A 23152-nucleotide genomic window follows, 5' to 3' on the forward strand; every position below is an offset into this window, starting at 1 on the left:
CTTGTAATAAACCCAGAATTGAAAAATTCCCTCTCCATATTTCTTTTACTATGTTTTGCGATGTACCACTTTGGTTACTACGCATTCTATTTCTCCTATGATTCACATTTGGAGAGTAAGTGGGAGGCAATTATTTATAGTGAAAACTCCATAGAAGTTGAAGAAACTCTTGTGGAAATCCCACTTTCTGCACCCTACTTGGCTAATCAAGAAGAGTTTCATCCTACAAATACCTCTTTTGAAAAAGATGGGCAATTCTATCGGGCCATAAAGCAACGATATCAAAATGATACGTTGCAAGTGGTAGTCGTGCCAGATACCGCTCGAGGGGTGCTCGATAATACTGTGAAAAAGTGGATTTCTTTCCTAACGGAGGATGAAATTCCACAAGATCAAAATGGCAAGACTGTCACTAAGCTTTTGGTGAAAGATTATTTGCAACCAGTTAATCATCTAATACAAAACCCCTTTATCACCCCAAGTGTCGTTTTCGCTGGATTTATTTTTTATTCTCATACAAATCCATTTTTCCAGCTAATTACCCCACCACCTCGTATAGCTTAATTTTTTTTACTCTGCTTTATGACCTTTCTCGAAGATTTTCGAGGACGTTTGATGCTATCTGCTATTTCCAAAAGCAGAAGATTTAGCATTCATAAAGCATTTAATCAAACCTAAATTTTGTCAAGAAATCAATTAATTTATCATGAAAAAACACGCTATACTCTTAATCATACTAGCTATTCTTCACTTTGCCCCTTCTGAATCATTCGCTCAAGGCTGCGTCGCCATTCGCCAGTTTTCAGGACTAGGAAATGCGGTCGGACAAGGTAACATATTGAATAAAGGAGAATGGAATATTAGTGCCAATTATCGCTATTTCAAGTCATTCAGGCATTTTCGAGGTAACCATGAGGAACCAAATCGGATCCAAGATGGAACCGAAGTGATCAATTATCAACATGGGCTCGATATAAATATCAGTTATGCCTTTTCTGAGCGACTTTATGGTCTCATTTCTCTGCCTTTTCAATACAATGAAAGAAGTTCGCTTTATGAACATAACAGAACTGAGAGACATACGACCTATTCCAAAGGCTTTGGCGATATGAGAATCGGTGCTGGATACTGGTTGCTATCTGGAGAAAAGGCTAAGAAAGGAAACACAGCCATTGGCCTTGGAATCAAATTCCCTACAGGAGATTATGCTGCCACAAGTACTTTTTATAAAGGCCCAGAAAGTGTGCCTACCGAGCAGACAGTTGATCAGTCCATACAATTAGGTGATGGTGGTACTGGTTTGATCGTGGATTTTCAAGGACTATGGAATATCGGTAGTACCAACTTCTGGTACTACGATGGATTTTATATGTTTAATCCAAAAGAAACCAATGGTACTCCTACCAATAGAAGCCGTCCAAATGAAGCAATCATGAGCGTTCCTGATCAATTTGCCTTGAGAACTGGTGTTTTTCACTCTTTTGAAAAAATCCATGGTTTGGGTGCTTCAGTTGGGGGTAGAATTGAAGGGATTCCTGTCCACGATGCTTTTGGGGGCAGTGAAGGATTCAGAAGACCTGGTTACATTATTTCTGTGGAGCCTGGCGTTAGCTACATGTTTGGAAATGTAACTGGAACGATGAATGTGCCAATAGCTTTGTTCAGAAATAGAACTCAAAGTGTGACAGATATGGAGAATTCCACTCCAGATAATGAGGTACATGGAGATGCGGCATTCGCAGATTATCTGATCAATTTCACTGTAGCTGTGAGAATTCCTAAGAAAGTTAAAGAGGTTTTTAACTCACTATAATTTCAGAAAGTCAAAGAGCCTTTGCGGGTTCTTTGACTTCTTTTTTTAGGCTTTTTGTAGCCAAAATCATTAAAGAAATCGCTAATACGAATAGCAGTGCTGCGATAATGGAAAGGACATATACTTCGTCTTTGAAGTTTTTCCATGCGAAAAGCCCCAATGAAGATAAGGTGACGGTAAACATGAAAAACATGGGGATGGTCACGAATAGCGCATTGATATTTTTCTTAATTAACCAAACAGCGATAGTCAAAAGAGCTAGTGCGGCCAATAATTGATTTGCTGAACCGAAGATTGGCCAGAGCGTAGTGAATTCTCCAGAAAGCAATAAGAGAATGGAGAAGATAACTACGATTCCTGTAGAGACGTATCGATTTTTAGCCAAAAACTGACCTGCAGCCTGAGGTACGTCTTCGAAGTATTCCTGCAAGGTAAATCGAGCCAATCGAGTACAAGTGTCCAATGTGGTGAGAGCAAAAGCTGAAACAGTCAGCGCTACAAACCCAACAGCAAACTCTTCCGAAATTCCTAGCGAGGCAATCATGCCTCCTAAACCAGTTGAGAAAAGTGCTACCGGCCCTTCTCCCGTAAGTCTGGCCGCATATTCGGACCTCGACAAAATCACTACTGCGCCGACTGAAATTATTGCCAGAAATGACTCTATCAACATTCCCCCAAAACCTACTAGTTTGGCATCAGACTCCTTATTCAATTGCTTGGAAGTCGTACCAGAAGCTACCAGAGAGTGGAATCCACTGATTGCACCACAGGCTATAGTTACAAAGAGCACTGGGAAAATGTAACCTAGATTTTCGTCTGACACATGGATTTCATTGCTCATTTGTATTTCAGGATTGGCTATGAAAACTCCTAGAACCGCTGCGACAATCAATCCATAAAGCAAAAAGCTATTCAGGTAATCACGTGGCTGCAGGAGCATGCTAACTGGAGTCACTGAAGCTAGAAATGCATACGCCAAAAGTGCCAAAATCCAGATTTTATAGTCTAGCACAAAAGGAAGTTTCATTCCCAAATACACAAAGAAGTACATTAGAATTACACCAATGACAGAGATGATAATAAATGCAGTCTTCTTGTCTCCAATCATTTTATTGACTATCCCAAAAATGATTGCCAGTAAAATAAAGAGAATGGATGCTGAAGCAACACCCGGATTGGTGACGAAAGTTTTTGCAATGATATCTGCAAAAACACCAATTACTAAGATCAGAGTAGAAAAGCTAAAGATTACAAATAGCTGCTTTCCCTTCATACCAATTTGATTTCGGATGATCACACCGATTGATTTTCCTTCGGTTTTCAAAGAAGTAGCCATACTTCCAAGATCATGCACAGCACCAAAAAATATCCCACCAACCAAAATCCAGATCACTGCAGGGATCCATCCAAAAGTCACTGCGATGATTGGTCCCACGATAGGGCCAGCTCCAGCAATAGATGCAAAATGATGCCCCAAAACAACGATTGGCTTGCTTGGTTCATAGTCCACTCCATCTCTATGGGTGTGTGAAGGAGCTGGATTTGTGTCATTCAAACCAAATTTACGGTATACAAACCTGCCGTAAACTTTATAAGCCAAGAATAAAATACTAGCGGAAATAAGAAGAAGAACGGCTAGGTTCATGAGTAGATATTTGGAATTGAAAGGGAATTCGAGGAAAAACCTATTCTAGTTGTTTGATTTCAAAATAAGGTAAATATTAATCATTGAAAAAGCGATTTTCTATAATGCTTCGTTTTCCTTTAAGCAATGGAATTCCCAACCAATTTCCAAGGAGGTTTTATTTACGGGATTTAACGATTAAATTTGTGACCTTTGACTCGTCAAAAAACAACCTAAAAACTCAATATGGCTTGGTTTAAAAGAACTGACAAAGGCATCAAAACATCTACAGCTGAGAAGAAAGATGCACCTGATGGCCTTTGGTTTAAGACCCCAAACGGAAATATCATTCATACGAGAGAGCTTAAGAATAACGCTTACGTATGCCCAGATGATGATTTTCATGTAAAAATTGGTTCGAAGGAATATTTCGAAATCCTTTTTGATAACAATAAATTCAAGGAGCTGGATGCCAATATGACCTCCGGTGATCCTTTGAAATTCACGGACACCAAACCTTACGTTTCCCGCATAGAGGCTACCATCAAGAAAACAGAGTTGAATGACGCTGTTCGTTCTGCCGTGGGTAAAATGAATGGCTTGGACATCGTGATTTCATGTATGGACTTTAATTTCATTGGGGGATCCATGGGTTCGGTAGTAGGAGAGAAAATAGCCAGAGCTATTGATCATTCTCTGAAAAATAAGATCCCATTCTTGATGATTTCCAAGTCTGGAGGTGCACGAATGATGGAGGCTGGATTTTCTTTGATGCAAATGGCTAAAACATCTGCCAAGCTTGCGTTGTTACATCAAGCAGGTATTCCATACATATCTATGCTTACAGATCCGACTACTGGTGGGGTTACAGCTTCTTATGCAATGTTGGGTGATTTTAATATCGCCGAGCCTGAAGCATTGATAGGTTTTGCTGGCCCTAGAGTAATCCGTGAGACAATTGGTAAGGATTTACCTAAAGGTTTCCAAAGTTCTGAGTTTGTCTTGGAGCATGGATTTCTTGATTTCATCGTAGACCGTCGTCAATTGAAAGGTCGATTGACCACCCTGCTAAACCTTTTAAATAACTAAAAGAGTTACTTCTAAAAGGATTTGATTATTCGAGCCAAATTTGAACATCGATTTGGTCTCTTTTAGTGATTAATAAATATATTTGTGCTCCCGTATTGGGCCAATCCATAAGAAAAATTAAACCAAAATTTCATGGGTTCAGTAATTATCACATCCATCGTAGCTTTTACAGTAATTATACTGCTACTGGTATTTATTCTCCTTTTTGCTCAGTCAAAACTGGTCAATTCAGGAGACGTCAACATTGTAATCAATGGTGACACTAGCTCTCCAATTGTAACTGCAGCGGGAACTACCCTGCTCTCTACTTTGGGAGGCCAAAAAATCTTCCTTCCATCCGCTTGCGGTGGTGGCGGAACTTGCGCTATGTGTAAATGCGTGGTCGAAGAAGGTGGAGGGGAAGTTCTTCCTACCGAAGTAGGTCACTTGAGCAGAGCAGAGCAGCAAAGTAACGTCCGTCTGGCATGTCAGGTGAAAGTGAAAAATGACATGAAGATCCGAGTGCCTGAAGAGATCTTTGGTATCAAAAAGTGGGAGTGTGAGGTTATCTCTAACTACAACGTTTCTACTTTCATCAAAGAATTCAAGGTGAAACTTCCTGAAGGTGAAACCCTTGATTTTGAAGCAGGTGGATACATTCAGATTGACGTTCCTATCATCACAGTGAACTTCAAAGGAATGGATATCGCTCCGCATCCTGATCTAGGCCACCCAGATGATGTGTACCAAAGCGATTGGGATAAGTTCGGTCTTTGGGACTTGACCATGAAGAATGACGAGGAGCTTTTCAGAGCTTACTCTATGGCAAATCACCCAGCAGAAGGCAACATTGTGATGCTAACCATCCGTATCGCTACTCCGCCGTGGGATAGAGCAAATAACAAATGGATGGATGTTAATCCTGGGGTTTGTTCATCTTATGTATTCTCAAGAGTTCCTGGTGATAAAGTAACTATTTCTGGACCTTACGGAGAATTCCACATCAATCCTACACAGCGTGAGATGGTTTACATCGGTGGTGGTGCAGGTATGGCTCCATTGAGAGCGCAGATTTTTCACCTTTTCCATACAGAGAAGACTAGCAGAAAAGTGTCTTACTGGTATGGTGGTAGGTCAAAGAAAGAATTGTTCTATGTACCTCAATTTAGAGATATAGAGAAGGACTTCCCTAACTTCCAATTTAACATTGGACTCTCTGAGCCACTTCCAGAAGATAATTGGAAAATCAAGAAAACTCCGGAAGATGAAGGTGACGGTTACGTTGGTTTCATTCACCAAGTATTATATGACAACTATCTGAAAAATCACCCTGAGCCAGATGAGGTAGAATATTACCTATGTGGCCCTCCTTTGATGAACTCAGCAGTATTGAAGTTGCTGGATGATCTGGGAATTCCTCAGGAAAATATCCGATTTGATGACTTCGGAGGTTAATCAAAAACAAAAGATCCCGCTTCGGCGGGATTTTTTATTTAAGAACCATTTTTGATTATTTTTACCTTAGACTATCACCCCTTATGAATATCCAATCTTATTTTGACCCAGTAGCCGAATACCTTTGGCAGAAAAAGTATCAAAACAATTCATTTTTTAAGCAAATCCATTTTTTCGGTGAGGAATTTCCCGATCTCAAGGGAGTTCAAATAGCCCTTGTCGGAATCAAAGAAAATAGAGGTTTGGGCAAAGTGGAAAGTGCGGATAGAGGAAGTAGTGAGATTCGCGAGAAACTTTATGAGTTGAAAAAAGGCTTTGGGGCATATAGAGTAGCTGATTTGGGTGATTTGATTTCTGGAGAAAAGCTAAGCGATACATACCAACGAATACAAGAAGTAGGAGACTACCTGATGAAACATCAGATTCTCCCAATTTACTTTGGAGGTTCGCACGACTTGGATTACGGGCAGTATTTGTCTTACCAGAAAATGAAAAAGTTGGTCAGCTTGTTAACAGTGGATGCCAAATTGGATATGGAAGAAGAGGGACCACTAGCCGATCAGCATACGCAGGAAATCATACTTCATCAGCCTAATTTTCTCTTTTCTTCAGCCCATTTGGCCTATCAGAGTTTCTTGGTAGATCCATCACTTATCAATGTGGTGGAAAAGTTGTATTTCGAGCACGTGCGATTAGGAGAATTGCGAAGCGAGTTCAAAGAAGTTGAGCCTTTGATTCGAAATGCGGATTTGTTAAGCTTTGACTTATGTGCTATTCAGTCTGCAGATGCTCCAGGAGCGGTGAATGCTGAACCATTTGGGCTGACAGCTGAGGAGGCGTGTCAGATTTGCTGGTTTGCAGGAACAAATGAAAAGCTGAGTTCAATCGGAATTTATGGCTACGAGCCTTATTATGACGATGCTGCAAATAAGACTGCTAAAGTCGTTTCTGTGATGATTTGGTACTTCTTGGAAGGGTTCTATTCCCGGAAAGATAGCCTTTCTTTTAAAAGCAGTGATTATACCAAGTACACCGTTTCCCTGGATACGAAGCCAAATACGCTGGTTTTCTATAAAAGTAAGCGAAGTGGCAAATGGTGGATGGAGATTCCACATAACGAAACAGAGAAATTTGATCGAGTGAGTACTGTTCCATGCAGCTATGCAGACTATCAGATGGCTCAAAAAGGAGAGATACCGGAGCGTTGGATCAATGCTCAAATCAAGCTGCTTTGATGAAGATTTATACGAAGCAGCAACTCGCTTTGCGAAATGGGCAGGATAAACCTGAGATTTGGGTAGCGTTTCAAGGTGTGATATATGATGTGAGTAGTTCTAGACTTTGGAAGAAAGGCATGCATTACGAGCATTGGGCAGGGCAAGATCTGACCGAGGAATTGCCAGACGCCCCCCATACAGAAAAAGTATTTGAGAAATTTCAAGCCATTGGGCAACTAGCATAAATGATTTTAATCGCAGATAGTGGTTCCAGCAAAACGGACTGGAGAGTAATTCATTCTGATCGCAAGATCAGTCAGCATCGGGGAATTGGGTTTAATCCATATTACCAGACTTCTGAAGAAATGGCTATTCAAATGCAAAGTGACTTTTTGGTCAATCTGGAGAGCGAAATAGAAGAAATATTTTTCTACGGTGCCGGTTGCTCAAGCCCAGATCGGAAAAATGAAGTTTCATCTGCATTAAAGACAGTTTTTCCAAAAGCTAAAATAATTATAGATCATGACCTCGCCGCAGCCGCCAGATCAACCTGCGGCCATCAATCTGGGATAGCATGTATCTTAGGTACTGGTTCAAATAGTTGTGATTACGATGGTGTTCAAATCGTAGATTCTCGTCCGGCTCCAGGTTATATTTTCGGGGATGAAGGAGGCGGAGGATATGTTGGCAGGAAACTTCTGAAAGATTTCATCAACGATGAGATGCCTGAAGAGATCAAAAAAGAGCTTATTGATAATTTTCATTTGACCAATACTGTAATACAAGAGCATGTTTATCAAAAGCCTTTTCCAAATCGGTACATGGCGAGCTTTTGCAGATTTATCTCCGAGCATAAATCCAACCCTTATTGCTACATGCTTTATTATAATTCCTTTCAGGATTTCTTCAAACAGCATGTGATGAAGTATAAGGATTACAGGGAAAAGCCTGTGAATTTTGTAGGTTCTATCGCATATTATAATAGTGATATCCTGCGCAAAGCTGCCGCAGATGTCCAGATAAATGTAAATTTAATAATTGAAAGTCCGATAGCAGGCTTGACACTTTACCATCAAGAAGCTTTGTAAAATGGAATCCAGTTTTGGAAAGATGCTCAGTAAAAATTTAGAACGATGAAAGTAACCGAAAGCACTTCTCTTTATGATAACCTGGAGCAGATGGATGTCACTTCCATTCTTCAAAATATTAACCGAGAAGATAAAAAAGTAGCCCTTGCAGTTGAGAAAGTTATTCCGAATATCAATGGATTGATTCAGCAGATTGTACCTAGGATGGAGAAAGGCGGAAGATTGATCTATATAGGTGCGGGGACAAGTGGTAGGCTTGGTGTTCTCGATGCATCTGAGTGTCCGCCAACCTATGGAGTTCCTTTTGATATGGTGCTGGGAATAATTGCTGGAGGAGATAAAGCTATCCGGAAAGCTGTGGAAAATGCTGAGGATAATCCTGAGCAAGCCTGGAATGATATTCTTGAATATGGCTTTAATGAAAATGATACGGTCATCGGAATCGCTGCATCAGGCACGACACCCTATGTAATTGGAGGGGTGAAAACAGCACGAGAAAAAGGTCTTTTGACAGGAAGTATTACTTGTAATCCGGATTCACCATTATCTAAAGAAGTAGAGCATCCGATAGAAGCAGTGGTAGGCCCGGAGTTTATCACCGGAAGTACACGTATGAAATCCGGTACAGCACAAAAGCTGATTCTCAATATGATCTCCACGACTGTGATGATCAAGTTGGGAAAAGTAAAAGGGAATAAAATGGTCGATATGCAGCTTTCCAATGCCAAGCTGGTACAGCGTGGCACCAAAATGATCATGGAGGCGACTGGATTAGAAGAGGAAACCGCTTATAAACTATTGCTTAGTGAGGGGTCAGTGAGAAAAGCGACAGAGTATTTTTATAAAAATCTGAGCTAGATTTCAGATAACGTTCCTGGTTTATGAGTTAGGAATATTTTTGTATGTGATGATTAGATTTCTCAAAAGAGGCTGTATCTTTGCACCCCGATTAAGGGGTTGAATGCCAATCGCTTAATCTTCACAATTTTATCCAGCAGTGATGCTGCACATCTATGAGAGATAACAATTCAAAAAAGCCGTTTTTCGGCGAAGGAAAAAAAGATTCCAACTCTTCTAAATCAGGACAAAGAGGAGGTTACAAAGGAAAATCAGATGGATTCAATAAATCCAAAGATTCAGGATTCTCCAAGTCAGGGGCAGGGAAAAAGCCCTTCAAAAAAAGTGAGGATGACTTTTCTGATTTCAGCAAAAAGCCAAGAACAAATAAAAAATCAGGGTTCAAAACCCTAGGAGAGAAGAAATTTGGTTCTAAATCTAATTTTGGACCTAAGAAAGACCCAGAAGCTGACTTGACTGAAAAGAAAGATTTTGGTCAAAGCAAGAAGCCATTTTTCGCAAAAAAAGAAGAATCCTCAGGGCCAAAGCCTTATACTAGAGATTCTAAAGGAGGTAAGCCACAATCTTCTGAAAAGCCGGAAGGACTTATTTATAAGGGTCGCGGTAAGGATCAGAAGCCAGTTTTCGCTGCAGGTAGACCGACTTACAAGTCTGATAAGAAAGAAAGCAAAGGTTTTGGAAAGAAGCGTTTTGTAGATCAAGATACTAACGTGGAGAGACCTGATTATAATTTTGACTCTCTGCCACAGAAAAAGAAAAAATTAGAGAATGAGGAAAACCTTATTCGTCTAAATAAATACATCGCTAATTCTGGAATTTGCAGTAGACGAGAAGCTGACAATCTTATCTCTAGTGGTCTGGTGACGCTAAATGGTGAGGTTTGTACTGAACTAGGTCGCAAAGTGAAGAAAACTGACCGGGTGGTTTACCAAGGAAGAAAGATTAATCCTGAGAAGCCTACTTACGTTTTGCTTAATAAGCCTAAGGATTTCATCACTACGACTGATGATCCCATGGATCGCAAGACAGTTATGAACCTAGTGGGAAATGCCTGTGAAGAGCGTATTTTCCCTGTTGGACGTTTGGATAGGAATACTACAGGTCTTTTGCTATTTACGAATGACGGTGAATTGGCAGCTAAGCTTTCTCACCCTTCCAATGAGATTAAGAAGATCTATCAGGTGACCTTGGATAAGGCGCTCACCAAGAAAGACGAGGAAGCAATTATCGAAGGTTTGACATTGGAAGATGGTAAAGTCGAGGTAGATGATATGCAAGTATTGTCATTGGATCGTACTATCCTTGGTTTGGAGATTCACGTGGGAAGAAATAGAATCGTACGTAGAATCTTTGCTCATTTAGGCTACGAGGTGACTGCGCTTGATCGTGTGGTTTATGCGGGTTTAGATAAGAAAGACTTGAAACGTGGCCATTATCGATTCCTCTCCGAGCAGGAAGTGATTCGATTGAAGTTCTTCATATAAGCATTAAAAGCTCCCAATTTGGGAGCTTTTTTCATTTCGCGCTCTCTTTTTAATCCTCAAGGTGATCGTACCACTTTAGCAATCGCGATTCTCAGGTAAAAAGGCCGTTCAATTTTTCCAGAAGCCAGCATTACTTTATTTCATACAAACCCTTTTAACCCCTGAAGCAAATCCCTCTTGGTAATCAAGCCACCCTTTCTCCAAAGGATCTTTCCTTTTTTGAAGAGAATGTAATTAGGAATAGATCGCACAGCGAACTGTTGAGCTAGCTGAGGGCTTTTATCAATGTTGATTTTTAGCAACTTGATTTTCCCTCCAAAGTCAGTTAAGACTTCGTCAATGATTGGATCCATCGTCTGACATGGACCGCACCAGTCCGCATAGAAATCTACAAGAACAGCTTCTTGGCTTTTAATGATGATATCCTTAGGATTCTTTTTTGGCATAGCTTAAAAACGAAGAAGCCGCTAACTCGTTTTCGAGTTAGCGGCTTCTAATTTACTAGTGGTTAATTAATTTGCTGCTGGAGCTGCTGGCATTTCAAGACCTAATTTAGTCAAAACTAGCTCTGTGAATTTATCTTCTTCTTTAGTGTAAAGAAGGATAGGAGCTTGTCCAGCTGATTCAGCGAAAATATGCGTGTAATTATTTTCAGCGGCAACAGCATTGATTGCATTGACTACCTTAGTCTGAACAGGGGAAAGAAGCTCACCTAATTTTCTCTGGTAGCTGATTTGAGAATCAGATTCCATTTTCTGCAAAGTGCCTTGTAAATCTGTTAATTCTTTTTCCTTAGCAGCTCTCGCTTCTTCAGTCATTGATTGAGCTGCTTGCTGATAAGCAGCGACTTGGCGCTGGAAATCTTCACCTTTTAACTGCATTGTGGTTTGAAGCTGAGTTTCATAGTCTTTGATATCAGCAGCAATCTGCTCCATTTCCGGCATCAAATCCATAATAAATTCTACGTTGGTATAACCAATCTTTACTTCTTGAGCCTGAGCTGCGAATCCTACGCAAAGCAATGCTACTGCGGAAAGGATAACTTTTACTTTCATCATTTCTGTGTTTCTATTTATTTGTTGTCTTCTATTCCCAATTCTTCTAAAACGAATTCCGAATAATCATGTCTAGGATCTGTCCAGATAATAGCCGATGGTGCAGCTGCTTTATCGTATAACATTCCCAGATTGTTTCTTCTAGAAACCCGTTCTATAGCATCATAAATTTTGGATTGTAGTGGTTGCATTAATTCCGCTTGCTTTTGGAAGTATTGACCATCAATACCGAAAATTCTACTATTGAATTCTTGGGATTCTTTTTGTTTCAACTTTATGTCTTCCAGCCGTTGCTGGTACATTTCTTCTGTGAGTAAAACTTCCTCAGCTTTGAGCTGTACAGAAAGTTCTTTGATCTCTTTATCCAAATTTTGTGCCTCTTTCTTCCATTCAGCACTGATGTTTTCAAGCTCTTGCTGGATTACTTTGTAATCAGGATGCTTGTTTAGAATATATTCCGTATCAATGTATCCAAGCTTTTGTGCTACTAAAGGAGCTGCTTGAAGCATTAGAAGCAGCAAAAATACAATTTTCAGTGGTTTATTCATGAGTTTGGGAAATTTACAATGACCTAAATTTATCAAATCCTAAGAGCGTCAATTTTTACATAAATTAACTATTCCCCTCCCTAAATCCATACTTATCTAATCTGCTGACCAATTGTAAAGTGGAATTGTGAGCCACTTCTCTCAGTAGTTCCTGGAATGGCATCGAAGCCGTATCCCCAGTCAATACCTAATAGACCAAACGCTGGCATAAAGATTCTTGCACCTATACCTGCCGATTTCTTCAGATCGTATGGATTGAAGTCCTTATATGAACCCCAGTTATTTCCTGCCTCAGCAAATCCAAGAACGAAAATGGTAGCTGATGGGTTAGGTGAGATCAAGTATCTGACTTCCATCACATATTTATTATATACAATTCCTCCGTAAGGTTCTGGATTAGCTGTCCCTCTACTATCTCTACCTGGAGTGATTGATTGATCCTCATAGCCACGTAGACCGATGATTTCTTGTCCCAATGCAAAGTTGTTCATAGACATACCATTTCCACCCATCACGAATCTTTCCAGTGGAATAACTCCAATCTTTTGGCTGTATGATCCGAGAAAGCCCATGTGAGCTCTTGCACTTGCTACTAATTTGTTTGAACCAAATAGAGGCGTATAGACAGAAGCATCAAACATCCATTTGTGATATTCCAGCCATTTATATTTTTCCTGGTCTGTAGATTCTTCATCTACATTCTTGTTTAAAGAAGAATACGGAGGGGTGAAAGCAGTCGAAAGGATAATATTAGATCCGAATCTAGGATAAGTTGGATTATCTAAGTTATACCTTGCTATGGTAGTATTCCAGGTGATACTGTTAGACGTACCAGTAGGATAGCTCAAGCCGAATGATGTACCGAACTGATCAAATTCATAAACTTGGAACTGCAAGGAATTACTTATACTAAAGTTATCATCAGGCCATGTCACTCGCTTAGCAAGTCCCAACGTTACACCCGTGATTTTAAAGAAGCCTAATTCGTCCCCAAAGCTTGCCTGATTGAAGAAATCAACTTGGCGCTGAACGGAGTGGTTGAATGAGAAACTTAATGCATTCGGCTTTTTACCTCCAAACCAAGGTTCAGTCAAAGAAACTGAGTAATTCTGGAAAGAACGACCGTTTGCTTGCACTCTTAGCGATAGCTTTTGACCGTCGCCTACTGGAAGCGGATCCCACTTTGAGAAATCTTTTATGTTTCTAATCGAGAAGTTGTTAAACGAAAGTCCTACCGTACCTACGAAACCGTAGAAGCCGCCCCATCCACCTGAAAGCTCAATCTGGTCATTTGGTCTTTCTTCTAGTTCAAAAGTAATATCAACCGTAGCCGCTTCGAAATTAGGTCTTAGATCCGGATTGATTTTCTCTGGGTCAAAATAACCTAGGGTAGAAAGTTCACGAATCGTACGTACTAAAAGCTCTCTATTGAATTTTTGACCCGGGAGAATTCTAATTTCACGCATAACTACGTGATCAGACGTTCGCTCATTTCCACTGATGTTTACAGAATTTACAGTTACTTGAGGTCCCTCAAAGATTCTCATTTCCAAATCAATGGAGTCTTCAAAAACATTCACTTCAACTGGGTCAATCTGGAAGAAAAGATAACCGTCATTTTGGTAGAGTGAACTTACGTCATCACCTTTAGTTGGATCGTAATTCAGTCTTTTATCAAGCTTTTCCTTATCGTAAACATCACCTTTTTGAATGCCTAGCTTAGCTAAAAGGACTGGGTCTGGGTGAATGAAGTTGCCGTTAAATGTGATATTTCTGTAGTAGTATTTTTTACCTTCTTCTAATGCGATGTCAATGTTGATTTTATCTTCCCCAAAGTTATAAATGGAATCTGCTACGATTTTAGCATCTCGATATCCTCTACTTTGATAGAAATTAATGACATTATCTTTATCGTTTCTGTATTCCTTAGGGATGTACTTTGATCCGTTAAAAAAGTTGAGTTTGAAGTTTTTGTTGATGTACTCTTTTACATCGTCTTGAGACACAGAATCTGTGTAAAGGATAGTATTCTTAATGTCTTCTGCTGAAGCATTTGTTAATCGGGAATATCCATCTTTGAAGACACTTACTCGTGCGTGTTCCTTGGTTTTCTTAAGCTTCTTTTTGAGTTTAGTATCATTCAGTTCCTCATTACCATAGAATTCAATTGCATTGATTCTAACTTTAGAATTTTGCTCAACATCAAATATTAACTTTACTGAATTGGGTAGCGTAGTGTCCCGCTCTTGCTTGATTTTAACATCCGCATTCATGAAACCTTTATCCAGATAATATTTTTCAATATTTCTTTTGGCGTTATTCAACACATCGTCTCTAACTACTCGACCTCGTATATTTACTTTGTCACGTAATTCACTTTCCTGAGTTTTGTTCATCCCCGTGAACTCCACTCTAGAGAATCTTGGGCGCTCAGTCAAATCAAGGAGTAATGAAATATCATCACCTTCTATTTTGGTCACCAAGATTTTAACATCTCCAATGATCCCTTGACCCCAGAGCTTTTTAAGAGCATTAGAAATTGCGTCTCCAGGCACCTCGATTTCATCGTCTACTTTCAGTCCGGATAAGGAAAGAATGGCGATCTCGTCCAAAGTGGTAAGACCCACAGCTTTTATTTCTGCGATTCTATAGGTTTGAGGCTTAGCGTAATTCAGCTCCAAAATATCGATTGGCTTGCTTGTGGCATAGCGACTTTGGCCCAAACGTATTTGCGCCATTGCTGAACTTGCCCAAACCAGACAAAACAGAATCAGTAAACTTTTTTTCATGAATTACTTAAGATTTAACTTGCTCACCCGTTTTGCCAAATCTCCTTTCCCGTGATTGGAAATCGGAGACTGCAGCAAATAGATGCTCTCTTCTAAAATCCGGCCATAGTACAGGAGTGAAGTATAACTCCGTATAGGCCAATTGCCAAAGTAGAAAATTGCTTATTCGGTATTCCCCGCTAGTTCTGATCATTAATTCTGGATCAGGATAGGCGGTTGTTTCCAAATGCTCAGCCATTACTTTTTGAGTAATGTCCTCGACATTCAATTTTCCTTCTGAGACTTTTTGAGCAATGTGTTTGGCTGCATGAGTGAGCTCCCAGTGACCACTATAGCTTAATGCCAAGATCACTTTGAGACCCGTATTTTTAGAGGTGATTTCCTTTACTCTCATCAGCGTTTTATGTGCTGATGGTGGTAAACTATCTACATCTCCAATACTTTCTAATTTGAAGTTGCCATTCATCAGCATAGGGATCTCATCGGACATGGTCTTTACCAATAGCTCCATCAGTCCATCGACTTCAGCTTTTGGTCTGGACCAATTCTCTGTAGAGAATGAGAATAAAGTCAGGTATTTAACCCCCAAACTATCTGCTCCTTCTATTGCTTCCCGAACTGCCTTAGTGGCATTTTTATGCCCAAATATCCGCATAGCGCCCTTTTTCGTGGCCCAGCGTCCATTGCCGTCCATGATAATAGCAATATGCTTTGGGATGTTGTTATTTTCAGATACTTCCTTCATTCCAGCCGTCTCCGGTTCCTTACTTTTTTGGAGGTACAAAAATGCCATTTCTTTTCCAAATATTAGCCCTAGGGCGCGATTTATTAATATGCGTAGCATTTGGTAGTCGTGATAGTATAGCTAATTGTTACGCCTAAGAAGTAGTACCAATCCTTATCATAGGCATTGCCAAAATTGATTCCGTAAGGGCCATCAGGATTATTGGGATCCGGAAACCTAGGAATTACTGGCTCTGTACTATCTATTTTGTCTAAGTAATCTGTTAAAGTTGGCCGAAAGCCTAATTCCGCTGCTAATGTCCATCGGTCATTTAATTTGTATTTGATTCCCCCTCCAAAAGGGATAACCACAGTTCCGACATTATATTTTGATGAGACATTAAAGGCATATGTGTTGCCTTTTGCGAAAGCGTAAGCATATCCGATACCAAAGAAGGCGTAGGGAGAAAAGCGGAATTCTGAATTGGTTCTTAAGTAGTCGAGGAAATTAAATTCCAAAACTGCAGAAGCTTCCAATACTCCAGCTCTAAACCTTCCATCTCTGACCTCTGCCAATCGATCAATAGGTTTGATACTATCTGCAGCATTAAGAAATGCCGCGCTCGCTGCAACTCTCAATGACCACACATTGTCAAAATTTCTCTTGCCAAACAACGTGCCTTGAAGTCCTAATTGACCTGGGTCTATTTTCCGAATGATATCACCACTATATGCGGCTACTCCAATTCCACCACCTATATCGTATTTCTGAGCTATAGATTTTTGGGAAAAACCAAAAGAAAATAGCAGAAACAAAACTAAGTAACTGATAATCTGAAAATTGACTTTTTTCAAGACGCTGCAAGATATGAAGTACCTAACGTTTAAAAAACGCATCTCAGTATTTAGCGGGTTAATAATTGTTAAGCTCAAATTGGCTAAGTCTTAAAGACAATGATTCAATTTCTCATGTCAAAACCCCAATTGAGCTTTTGTCTTAATGTGTCAAAGAAATGATAATGAGGCAACTTTACCAATTTTGCTGAAAACTTTTCCTTCTTCACACTAAGCTTCACTTCCGAGGAGATTGACGTTGATCGTGAGTCCAAAGATATTAAGAATTTTTCGGCCCTTCCCTCTATTTCAAAACTGATCTCACTTTCATCAGAAACAATGATGGGGCGTACATTTAGATTATGAGGACTCACTGGAGTAATGACTAGGTTTTTTGCTTCAGGTGAAATTAATGGCCCTCCGCAACTTAGTGAGTAGCCAGTAGATCCTGTAGGAGTAGAGACTATCAGACCATCCGCCCAATAACTGTTCAAATACTTCCCATCAATATACGTATGAACTGTAATCATGGATGAGGTGTCCCGCTTATGAATGGTAAATTCATTTAAGCCAAAATTTAAGCCATTAAATAACTTCCGATGACTCTCAAGGGAGATCAAGGTTCTGGTTTCCAACTGGAAATTATCTGCAGCTAAATCTGCTATGGCATCAGAGATTTTCTCTGTTGCTACGGTTGCCAAAAAGCCAAGTCTGCCAGTATTCAATCCTAAAATAGGGACTTCAAGATCTCCAACTTGGGTAACAGCATCAAGCAAAGTGCCGTCTCCACCTATTGAAATCATAAAATCCATAGCCGCAATATCTTCGCGGCTTTCAAGGACCCAATAATTCAATGCTTTATTACCATGCATGCGCAGTTGCCGGTCAAATTGCTCGGTGGCGAATATTTCGAATTGATGCTTGGTGAGTTCGTTGAAAAGTGACTGAACGTCTGAAAATAATTCTGCTTTCAGAGCTAAGCCATGAAGGGCGACTTTCATGTCCTAAATATCTAAAAATCTTAACAAGTTACCGATTCTGTCTTCTTCGCTGCTTACGCCAGATTCTTCCTGATAATGATCGATAATTTTATATCCAAATCGCTCAAGCGTTGCCTTAATATGTCTCAGCTCTGTTTGATCTAGTTTCAACGTGAGCTTAATTTTGCTATCATCTAAAGGATCAGTCGTGATAAAAGAACTCAGGATTTTCGTGTTTTCAGATTCGATAATTCGAGAAATCTCAGCAAGACTATAATCAGTCATTGCAAGTGACAGGATTACTACACTTCCTTGTGATTTGATGGAAAGGCTATCTGCGAATGCAGAAATAGAATCTTCCATAGTTACAATTCCCAAGTAATTTGACTCTCTGTCTAAAACGGCTACAATATTTGAGTTTTGCTCTGAGCTGACACGCAGTACATCATAAATGTGTTTATCAGAATAAACCCAGCAATGCGGATTGGAAGGCTGAATGTCAGCGATTAAGGTTTCCGGGTTATTAACTTCAAAAATGGTTTCTTCTTTTATCAGGCCCAGAAAAATCCCTTTATCTATAATGGGAAGTACGTCAGTTCTGATTTCTTCCATCCATGCTAATGCCATTCCTGTTTTGTCAGAAAGCTTCAATGGTGGGATCAGATTGTTGATGTATTCGTAGGCGTGCATAGAAGAAAGATAGGGAATGAATTTAGATTATAAAACGACCGAACACCTATTCTTGTTCCTTTTTGAGGAAATAACCAGTCTTTTCTCCACTGTTACAGAAGAAAATAATTGTAAATAATCCCTAATAAAACCCCTCCAGCAATGATAACTGGCGATGAGATTTTAGTGAATTGAAGCAAAACATATGTGGCAAGAATAAAAATAATATTCAGTCCATTTGCCTCCAGAGGCTCAAAAAGTAAGTAGGCTGCTGCGATCAGCATTCCACATGAAACAGCGTTTATTCCCTCCAGTGCTGCTCTTACTGGACGGTATTTTTTCAACTGGTCCCAAAATCTGATGACAAAGAATATGAGGAAAATCCCCGGAAGGAAAATTCCAGCGGCCGCAATAAATCCTCCCATAAAAAAGCCAGGAGTCCCAAATTCCTTCATTGACAAAGCACCGACATAAGATGAAATACTGAACGTCGGTCCTGGTATTCCTTGGGAAATGGCATACCCTGTAAGGAATTCCTCGGAACTAAGGAAGTGTTTGAAATCAACAAATTCTGTGTATAAATAAGGTACAAGCACTTGGCCTCCTCCAAAGATCAAACTTCCATTTCTATAGAAATTCTCGAAAAGTATCAAGGGTTGATATTTTGTGATAGCACCTAGTCCAGCGGCAACAATTAAGACTCCAGCCCACAGGTAGAAATTAGCCCATTCAATTTTCAGTGGAGCGTCTTTCTCCAACTTGGGTTGTTGCTTATACTTTATAGAAGTGCTTAGACCTCCAATAATTAACAGAACAGGGAAAATGTAGGGAGAACTATAGAAGAATGAAACGAAAGCTGAAATCAGAACCAGCACCATTGCTTCGGTAGTCTTTATTGTTTTTCCAATTATTTTTTGCGCAGCAAAAATGATAAACCCTATTGCCATAGGCTGAATAAACCGTGCAAAATTCAATGCCCCAGGGGTATTTTCCTGAAGAAAATATATAAGCATTGCTGCAAAAATCATGAGAAGGGTGGCCGGTAAAATCCAAACCAGCAGCGCTAGATAGGCTAGATTGGGACCGCCAACACGGTAGGCAATCGCACAAACCAACTGAGTGGAAGATGGGCCAGGCAGCATATTGCACAAGGCGTTTAGCTCCCAAAGCTCATCTTCCAGAATGTAGGCTCTTCGCTTGACCATACGCTCAAGTAGCATCGCAAGAAAAGCCTGAGGTCCACCAAAGGCCGTAAGAGAAAGCGTGATAGTATCTTTCAAAAATAAATAGTATCGAACTTTCTTTACCGACATCCCTTATTTTCTCAGTCCAAGTTCGCGCAGTCTTTCTTCCAAGAATTCTCCGGCAGTCGCGTCATCAAACTGTTTTGGACGTTCGGCATTTACGCAGCTTTCCAAACAAGTAAGATCCATTTCTGATCGCGGGTGCATAAAGAATGGTATGGAATACCTGCTTGTATTCATTTTTTCTCGTGGTGGATTAACTACTCGGTGGATGGTAGATTTCAATTTCTTGTTGGTCAACCGCTCCAGCATATCTCCAACGTTTACTACTAGTTGGTCAGGCAGTGCTGTGATTGGAATCCACTTGCCATCCATACGCTTCACCTGAAGCCCATCCGCACTTGCTCCCATCAATAAAGTGATCAAGTTGATGTCTCCATGTTCGGCTGCTCGTACAGCATCAGCTGGTACTTCATCAGGGTTTTCAATAGGGAAATAATGGATTTGCCTCAGAATTGAATTTCCGTAAGCGACTTTGTCTTCAAAGTAATTTTCGTCTAAGTCCAATGAAAGTGCAATTGCCTGAAGCATGGATTTTCCAGCACTTTCAAGCGTGCGATAGGCTTCATTTGCATCATTTTGAAACTCAGGAAGCTCGCTAGGCCAGATGTTTGGAGGATATTCAGATTTGATAGGGTCGGTGTCAGGAATTCGGCTGAGTTCTTGCCCTACATGGTAAAATTCCTTTAAGTCTCCGGTATTTCTGCCTTTAGCGTGCTCTTTTCCCTTACCTGTATAGCCTCGTTGAAATCCGATTTCCGGTTTCTCATACTTGGCTTTAATGTCGTCTGGAAGTTTGAAGAAGTCTTTGATAGATCCGTAAAGTCTATCTTGTAGATCTTGAGATAAGCCATGGTTCTTAATAGCTACAAAGCCAATGTTTTGGTAAGCTTCACCGAGCTTTTGTACAAATGCCGCTTTTTGAGCTGGCGTGCCAGTCGTAAAATCAGCTAAATCTAAACTTGGTATCTCATCAAATAGGATGTCCATATGCTTATGTATTATAGTTCAACGTCTAATTTATCTTCAAAATTAAATATCTTTAATCTCAATTTACACGCTGTATGAATAAAATCCTGACTTTACTCTCATTCATTTGTCTTTTCTCAGCTTGTTCTTCCGAGAAAGAGAGAGTTAATGAGGAAGTAGTAGAACTGCCGACAAGCCAAGGTGCTGACGAGGTGACTACTCCTCAGGTAAAATTCTTTCAATACGAAGACCAAGCGGCCTATCCAGATGCCATTCTTGAATTATACACACCTTTAGGAAATCAGATTTTTAAGCCTGGAAAAGTGCCTTTCGAATTTAATGTCAAAAACTTCCCTTTTGATTTAAATGAAACGAAGGAGTTTAAGTTGTTCAATATTTTAAATGGAGGCGATCCCGTTGGGTTTTATTCTCCTATTTTTCAAAGAGATCTTACAGAAGGAAGTTACCGTGTGGTCGCATACTTGGTGGATGAAGAAGGTCTTGCATTGAAAAATTTCGGGAATTATGTAGATAGAGATTTTCAAGTTGGAGACTCTAGACCTTTTCCATATTCAGCTGAGCCTTATTTGGCATTGAATTACCCTAGATCAGATCAGGTTTACCAGGCTGGTAGTGAAGTAGTTATTGATTTTCTGGTTATTGGTGGAGATATGAAACTTGACGGACTGAAGGTCGCTATTCAGTTAAATGACCTAAGCTATGAGATTGATCACATGGCTCCTGTAAGAATAGAAAATCTCCCTTCAGGTACTTATCAGGTGAAAGTGCAATTACTTCGCTCAAATGGAAAAGAGCTTGATGGGCCATTTTCAAGTGTGAGTAAAGACATCATTGTTCGCTAACATGCTTATCTTTGAAGCTTCAATTTCAAAGATTTTAAGATGCTTTTAGTTAATCAAATTCGAGAAAACTATGCCGGTGTTCTAGCCGGTCTTCAAAAAAGAAATTTCCCAAATGCAGAAGCTGTACTGAATCAGGCAGTTGAGTTGGATGAATTGAGAAAGTCCACCCAAGCAGAGCGTGATCAGATACAAAGCGAATCCAATGCGATTTCGAAAGAAATTGGGGCATTGATGCGTGAGGGAAAAGCTGAAGAAGCAGTTAAAATCAAAGAGAAAACTGCTGAGCTGAAGATTCAGATCAAAGATCTTGAAGATCAAAATTCAAAAGCTGAAGCTGATTTGATCGCTTTACTTTATACCGTTCCTAATGTTCCTCATACTTCAGTTCCTGCTGGGAAATCAGCTGAGGACAATGAAGTTGTATTGGAGAATGGAGCAATTCCTACGCTTTATGAAGGCAGGCTTCCTCACTGGGACTTGATCAAAAAGTACGACATCATTGATTTTGATCTCGGCAACAAGATAACTGGAGCAGGTTTTCCTGTCTACAAAGGCAAAGGGGCAAGACTTCAACGAGCGCTGATCAATTTCTTTTTGGATGAAGCATTGGCACAGGGATATGAGGAGATTCAGCCGCCGATTTTGGTCAATGAAGACTCAGGCTTTGGTACGGGTCAGCTTCCGGATAAGGAAGGGCAGATGTATTTTGCCGATGCTGATAATTTGTATTTGATCCCGACGGGAGAGGTTCCAATCACGAATATTTACCGTGATGTGATTCTTTCTGAAAGCGAATTGCCAATCAAAAATGTGGGGCATTCACCGTGTTTCAGAAGAGAAGCTGGTAGCTGGGGAGCTCATGTGAGAGGCTTGAATAGACTTCATCAGTTTGACAAAGTGGAGATCGTGCAGATCACACATCCTGATAAATCCTATGAGACATTGGAAGATATGAGCAGGTATGTGCAAGGTCTTTTGCAAAAGCTGGAATTGCCGTATCGCGTTTTGAGACTTTGTGGAGGTGATATGGGTTTCACTTCTGCGCTTACCTATGATATGGAAGTATATTCTGCGGCGCAGGAGCGATGGTTGGAAGTAAGTTCTGTTTCTAACTTTGAAACTTATCAGTCTAATCGTCTGAAGCTGAGATTCAAAGGAGCCGATAAGAAAACTCAGTTAGCACACTCTTTAAATGGATCTGCTTTGGCGTTACCTAGAATTGTAGCTTCCATCTTGGAAAATAATCAAACTTCAGAAGGAATCAATATGCCGAAAGTGTTGCATCCTTATTTGGGATTTGATAAGATTTCGTAAGTAATGCATGGCTGGTTCAAGTCTTTCGACTTGGACCATTCTAAATGCAGTCTCCCGACTGCATATTTGTTATAGAAAGTTGTGAATTTAATGGAGACTGGCTCAAACGCTTATCCAGCTTATTTTTCGTTTTTAGAATATAAACCATGATAAAAAAGGCATAATACTGAAAAATAGTTGGTAAAAACCTTATAACATCAATGATTATCAGGTAAATACAAGAGGTTTACTGAAACTGGTTTCAGTAAACTTTTTTTGTACTATGAAAACTCAAAAAAAACAGATGTTGGGCTTGCGGGAATTTGGAGGTTATTCGCTGGGGGAAGCAGGCAGGAAAACAGCGATTTAAATGTAAAAACTGTGGTCTTTTCTTCACCCGTAACTCTAAAGAACAGACACTTCGGAACCGTTTTGTATGGTTTAAAAAATGGGTTCTTGAGCGGCAGACTTTTAAGATTCTATGTCGTGAAAGTGGTCTTTCAAAAGATACTCTTCAA

General features: G+C 40.0%; 23 protein-coding genes. 12 read left to right on the forward strand and 11 right to left on the reverse strand.

Translation table 11 applies throughout. The annotated features are described in order from the left end of the window. Window positions 1-18: 18 nt before the first annotated feature. A complete protein-coding gene (locus LV83_RS20350) occupies window positions 19-564 on the forward strand; it encodes a hypothetical protein (protein WP_245947117.1) in 546 nt (181 codons plus the stop codon). 142 nt (window positions 565-706) lie between these two features. Further along, window positions 707-1813: a hypothetical protein gene (locus tag LV83_RS20355; protein WP_111613409.1), complete on the forward strand. Its 1107-nt coding sequence runs from the start codon at window positions 707-709 to the stop codon at window positions 1811-1813. A 10-nt stretch (window positions 1814-1823) separates the two neighbouring features. Here the strand turns inward: LV83_RS20355 and LV83_RS20360 are convergent, their stop codons facing one another. Further along, on the reverse strand, window positions 1824-3458 hold the full coding sequence (locus tag LV83_RS20360; RefSeq protein WP_111613410.1) for a carbon starvation CstA family protein: 1635 nt from the start codon (window positions 3456-3458) through the stop codon (window positions 1824-1826). A gap of 225 nt (window positions 3459-3683) precedes the next feature. On the opposite strand from LV83_RS20360, the gene accD reads away from it, so the two are divergent. The 7 genes from accD (at window position 3684) to LV83_RS20395 (ending at window position 10607) form a co-directional block, all read left to right on the forward strand. Beyond that, window positions 3684-4526, forward strand: a complete 843-nt coding sequence (gene accD, locus LV83_RS20365) for an acetyl-CoA carboxylase, carboxyltransferase subunit beta (RefSeq protein WP_111613411.1) — start codon at window positions 3684-3686, stop codon at window positions 4524-4526. A gap of 132 nt (window positions 4527-4658) precedes the next feature. Continuing rightward, window positions 4659-5960, forward strand: a complete 1302-nt coding sequence (gene nqrF / locus LV83_RS20370; RefSeq protein WP_111613412.1) for an NADH:ubiquinone reductase (Na(+)-transporting) subunit F — start codon at window positions 4659-4661, stop codon at window positions 5958-5960. Window positions 5961-6043: 83 nt separating this feature from the next. After that, on the forward strand, window positions 6044-7195 hold the full coding sequence (locus LV83_RS20375) for a formimidoylglutamase (RefSeq protein ID WP_111613413.1): 1152 nt from the start codon (window positions 6044-6046) through the stop codon (window positions 7193-7195). Next, window positions 7195-7422: a cytochrome b5 domain-containing protein gene (locus tag LV83_RS20380; RefSeq protein ID WP_111613414.1), complete on the forward strand. Its 228-nt coding sequence runs from the start codon at window positions 7195-7197 to the stop codon at window positions 7420-7422. The genes LV83_RS20375 and LV83_RS20380 overlap by 1 nt, the downstream gene beginning before the upstream one ends. After that, complete coding sequence (locus LV83_RS20385) at window positions 7423-8265, forward strand: N-acetylglucosamine kinase (protein WP_111613415.1); 843 nt, start codon at window positions 7423-7425, stop codon at window positions 8263-8265. A 45-nt stretch (window positions 8266-8310) separates the two neighbouring features. Then, on the forward strand, window positions 8311-9123 hold the full coding sequence (murQ, locus tag LV83_RS20390) for an N-acetylmuramic acid 6-phosphate etherase (RefSeq protein WP_111613416.1): 813 nt from the start codon (window positions 8311-8313) through the stop codon (window positions 9121-9123). A 155-nt stretch (window positions 9124-9278) separates the two neighbouring features. Beyond that, the gene (locus LV83_RS20395; RefSeq protein WP_111613417.1) at window positions 9279-10607 is read left to right on the forward strand and encodes a pseudouridine synthase; all 1329 of its coding nucleotides are present in this window, start codon (window positions 9279-9281) and stop codon (window positions 10605-10607) included. Between the two features lie 140 nt (window positions 10608-10747). On the opposite strand, the gene trxA is transcribed toward LV83_RS20395, so the two are convergent. The 10 genes from trxA to LV83_RS20445 all read right to left on the reverse strand — a co-directional run bounded on the left by trxA (window position 10748) and on the right by LV83_RS20445 (window position 20499). Then, window positions 10748-11053 carry a thioredoxin gene (gene trxA, locus LV83_RS20400; protein WP_111613418.1) on the reverse strand — a complete coding sequence of 102 codons (306 nt, stop codon included), beginning with the start codon at window positions 11051-11053 and terminating at the stop codon, window positions 10748-10750. Window positions 11054-11119: 66 nt separating this feature from the next. Then, window positions 11120-11665: an OmpH family outer membrane protein gene (locus tag LV83_RS20405; protein WP_111613419.1), complete on the reverse strand. Its 546-nt coding sequence runs from the start codon at window positions 11663-11665 to the stop codon at window positions 11120-11122. Window positions 11666-11679: 14 nt separating this feature from the next. Next, window positions 11680-12210, reverse strand: coding sequence for an OmpH family outer membrane protein (locus tag LV83_RS20410; RefSeq protein WP_111613420.1), 531 nt, complete (start codon window positions 12208-12210; stop codon window positions 11680-11682). A 92-nt stretch (window positions 12211-12302) separates the two neighbouring features. Next, window positions 12303-14999, reverse strand: coding sequence for a BamA/OMP85 family outer membrane protein (locus tag LV83_RS20415; protein ID WP_111613421.1), 2697 nt, complete (start codon window positions 14997-14999; stop codon window positions 12303-12305). 7 nt (window positions 15000-15006) lie between these two features. Continuing rightward, complete coding sequence (locus LV83_RS20420) at window positions 15007-15792, reverse strand: isoprenyl transferase (RefSeq protein ID WP_111613422.1); 786 nt, start codon at window positions 15790-15792, stop codon at window positions 15007-15009. Window positions 15793-15827: 35 nt separating this feature from the next. Next, entirely contained in the window at window positions 15828-16577 is a 750-nt protein-coding gene (porG, locus tag LV83_RS20425) for a type IX secretion system protein PorG (protein WP_111613423.1), read from the reverse strand. A gap of 104 nt (window positions 16578-16681) precedes the next feature. Next, window positions 16682-17557 (reverse strand): NAD kinase, encoded by an 876-nt coding sequence (locus LV83_RS20430; RefSeq protein WP_111613424.1) that lies wholly within the window; start codon window positions 17555-17557, stop codon window positions 16682-16684. Window positions 17558-17560: 3 nt separating this feature from the next. Next, window positions 17561-18226, reverse strand: coding sequence for a CBS domain-containing protein (locus LV83_RS20435; RefSeq protein ID WP_111613425.1), 666 nt, complete (start codon window positions 18224-18226; stop codon window positions 17561-17563). 92 nt (window positions 18227-18318) lie between these two features. Beyond that, window positions 18319-19518 carry a chromate efflux transporter gene (gene chrA / locus LV83_RS20440; protein ID WP_111613426.1) on the reverse strand — a complete coding sequence of 400 codons (1200 nt, stop codon included), beginning with the start codon at window positions 19516-19518 and terminating at the stop codon, window positions 18319-18321. A gap of 3 nt (window positions 19519-19521) precedes the next feature. After that, window positions 19522-20499, reverse strand: coding sequence for an isopenicillin N synthase family dioxygenase (locus LV83_RS20445; protein WP_111613427.1), 978 nt, complete (start codon window positions 20497-20499; stop codon window positions 19522-19524). A gap of 74 nt (window positions 20500-20573) precedes the next feature. Here LV83_RS20445 and LV83_RS20450 point away from each other — a divergent pair, with 74 nt between their 5' ends. The 3 genes from LV83_RS20450 to LV83_RS21560 form a co-directional block, all read left to right on the forward strand. Continuing rightward, on the forward strand, window positions 20574-21341 hold the full coding sequence (locus tag LV83_RS20450) for a hypothetical protein (protein WP_111613428.1): 768 nt from the start codon (window positions 20574-20576) through the stop codon (window positions 21339-21341). Window positions 21342-21380: 39 nt separating this feature from the next. Further along, window positions 21381-22655 (forward strand): serine--tRNA ligase, encoded by a 1275-nt coding sequence (gene serS / locus LV83_RS20455; RefSeq protein ID WP_111613429.1) that lies wholly within the window; start codon window positions 21381-21383, stop codon window positions 22653-22655. 302 nt (window positions 22656-22957) lie between these two features. Continuing rightward, a partial coding sequence (locus LV83_RS21560) for an IS1/IS1595 family N-terminal zinc-binding domain-containing protein (RefSeq protein WP_449353829.1) occupies window positions 22958-23152 on the forward strand: 195 nt, incomplete at its 3' end.

Origin of the sequence: Algoriphagus yeomjeoni, from assembly GCF_003259505.1 — a bacterium.
Classification (GTDB): Bacteria; Bacteroidota; Bacteroidia; order Cytophagales; family Cyclobacteriaceae; genus Algoriphagus; species Algoriphagus yeomjeoni.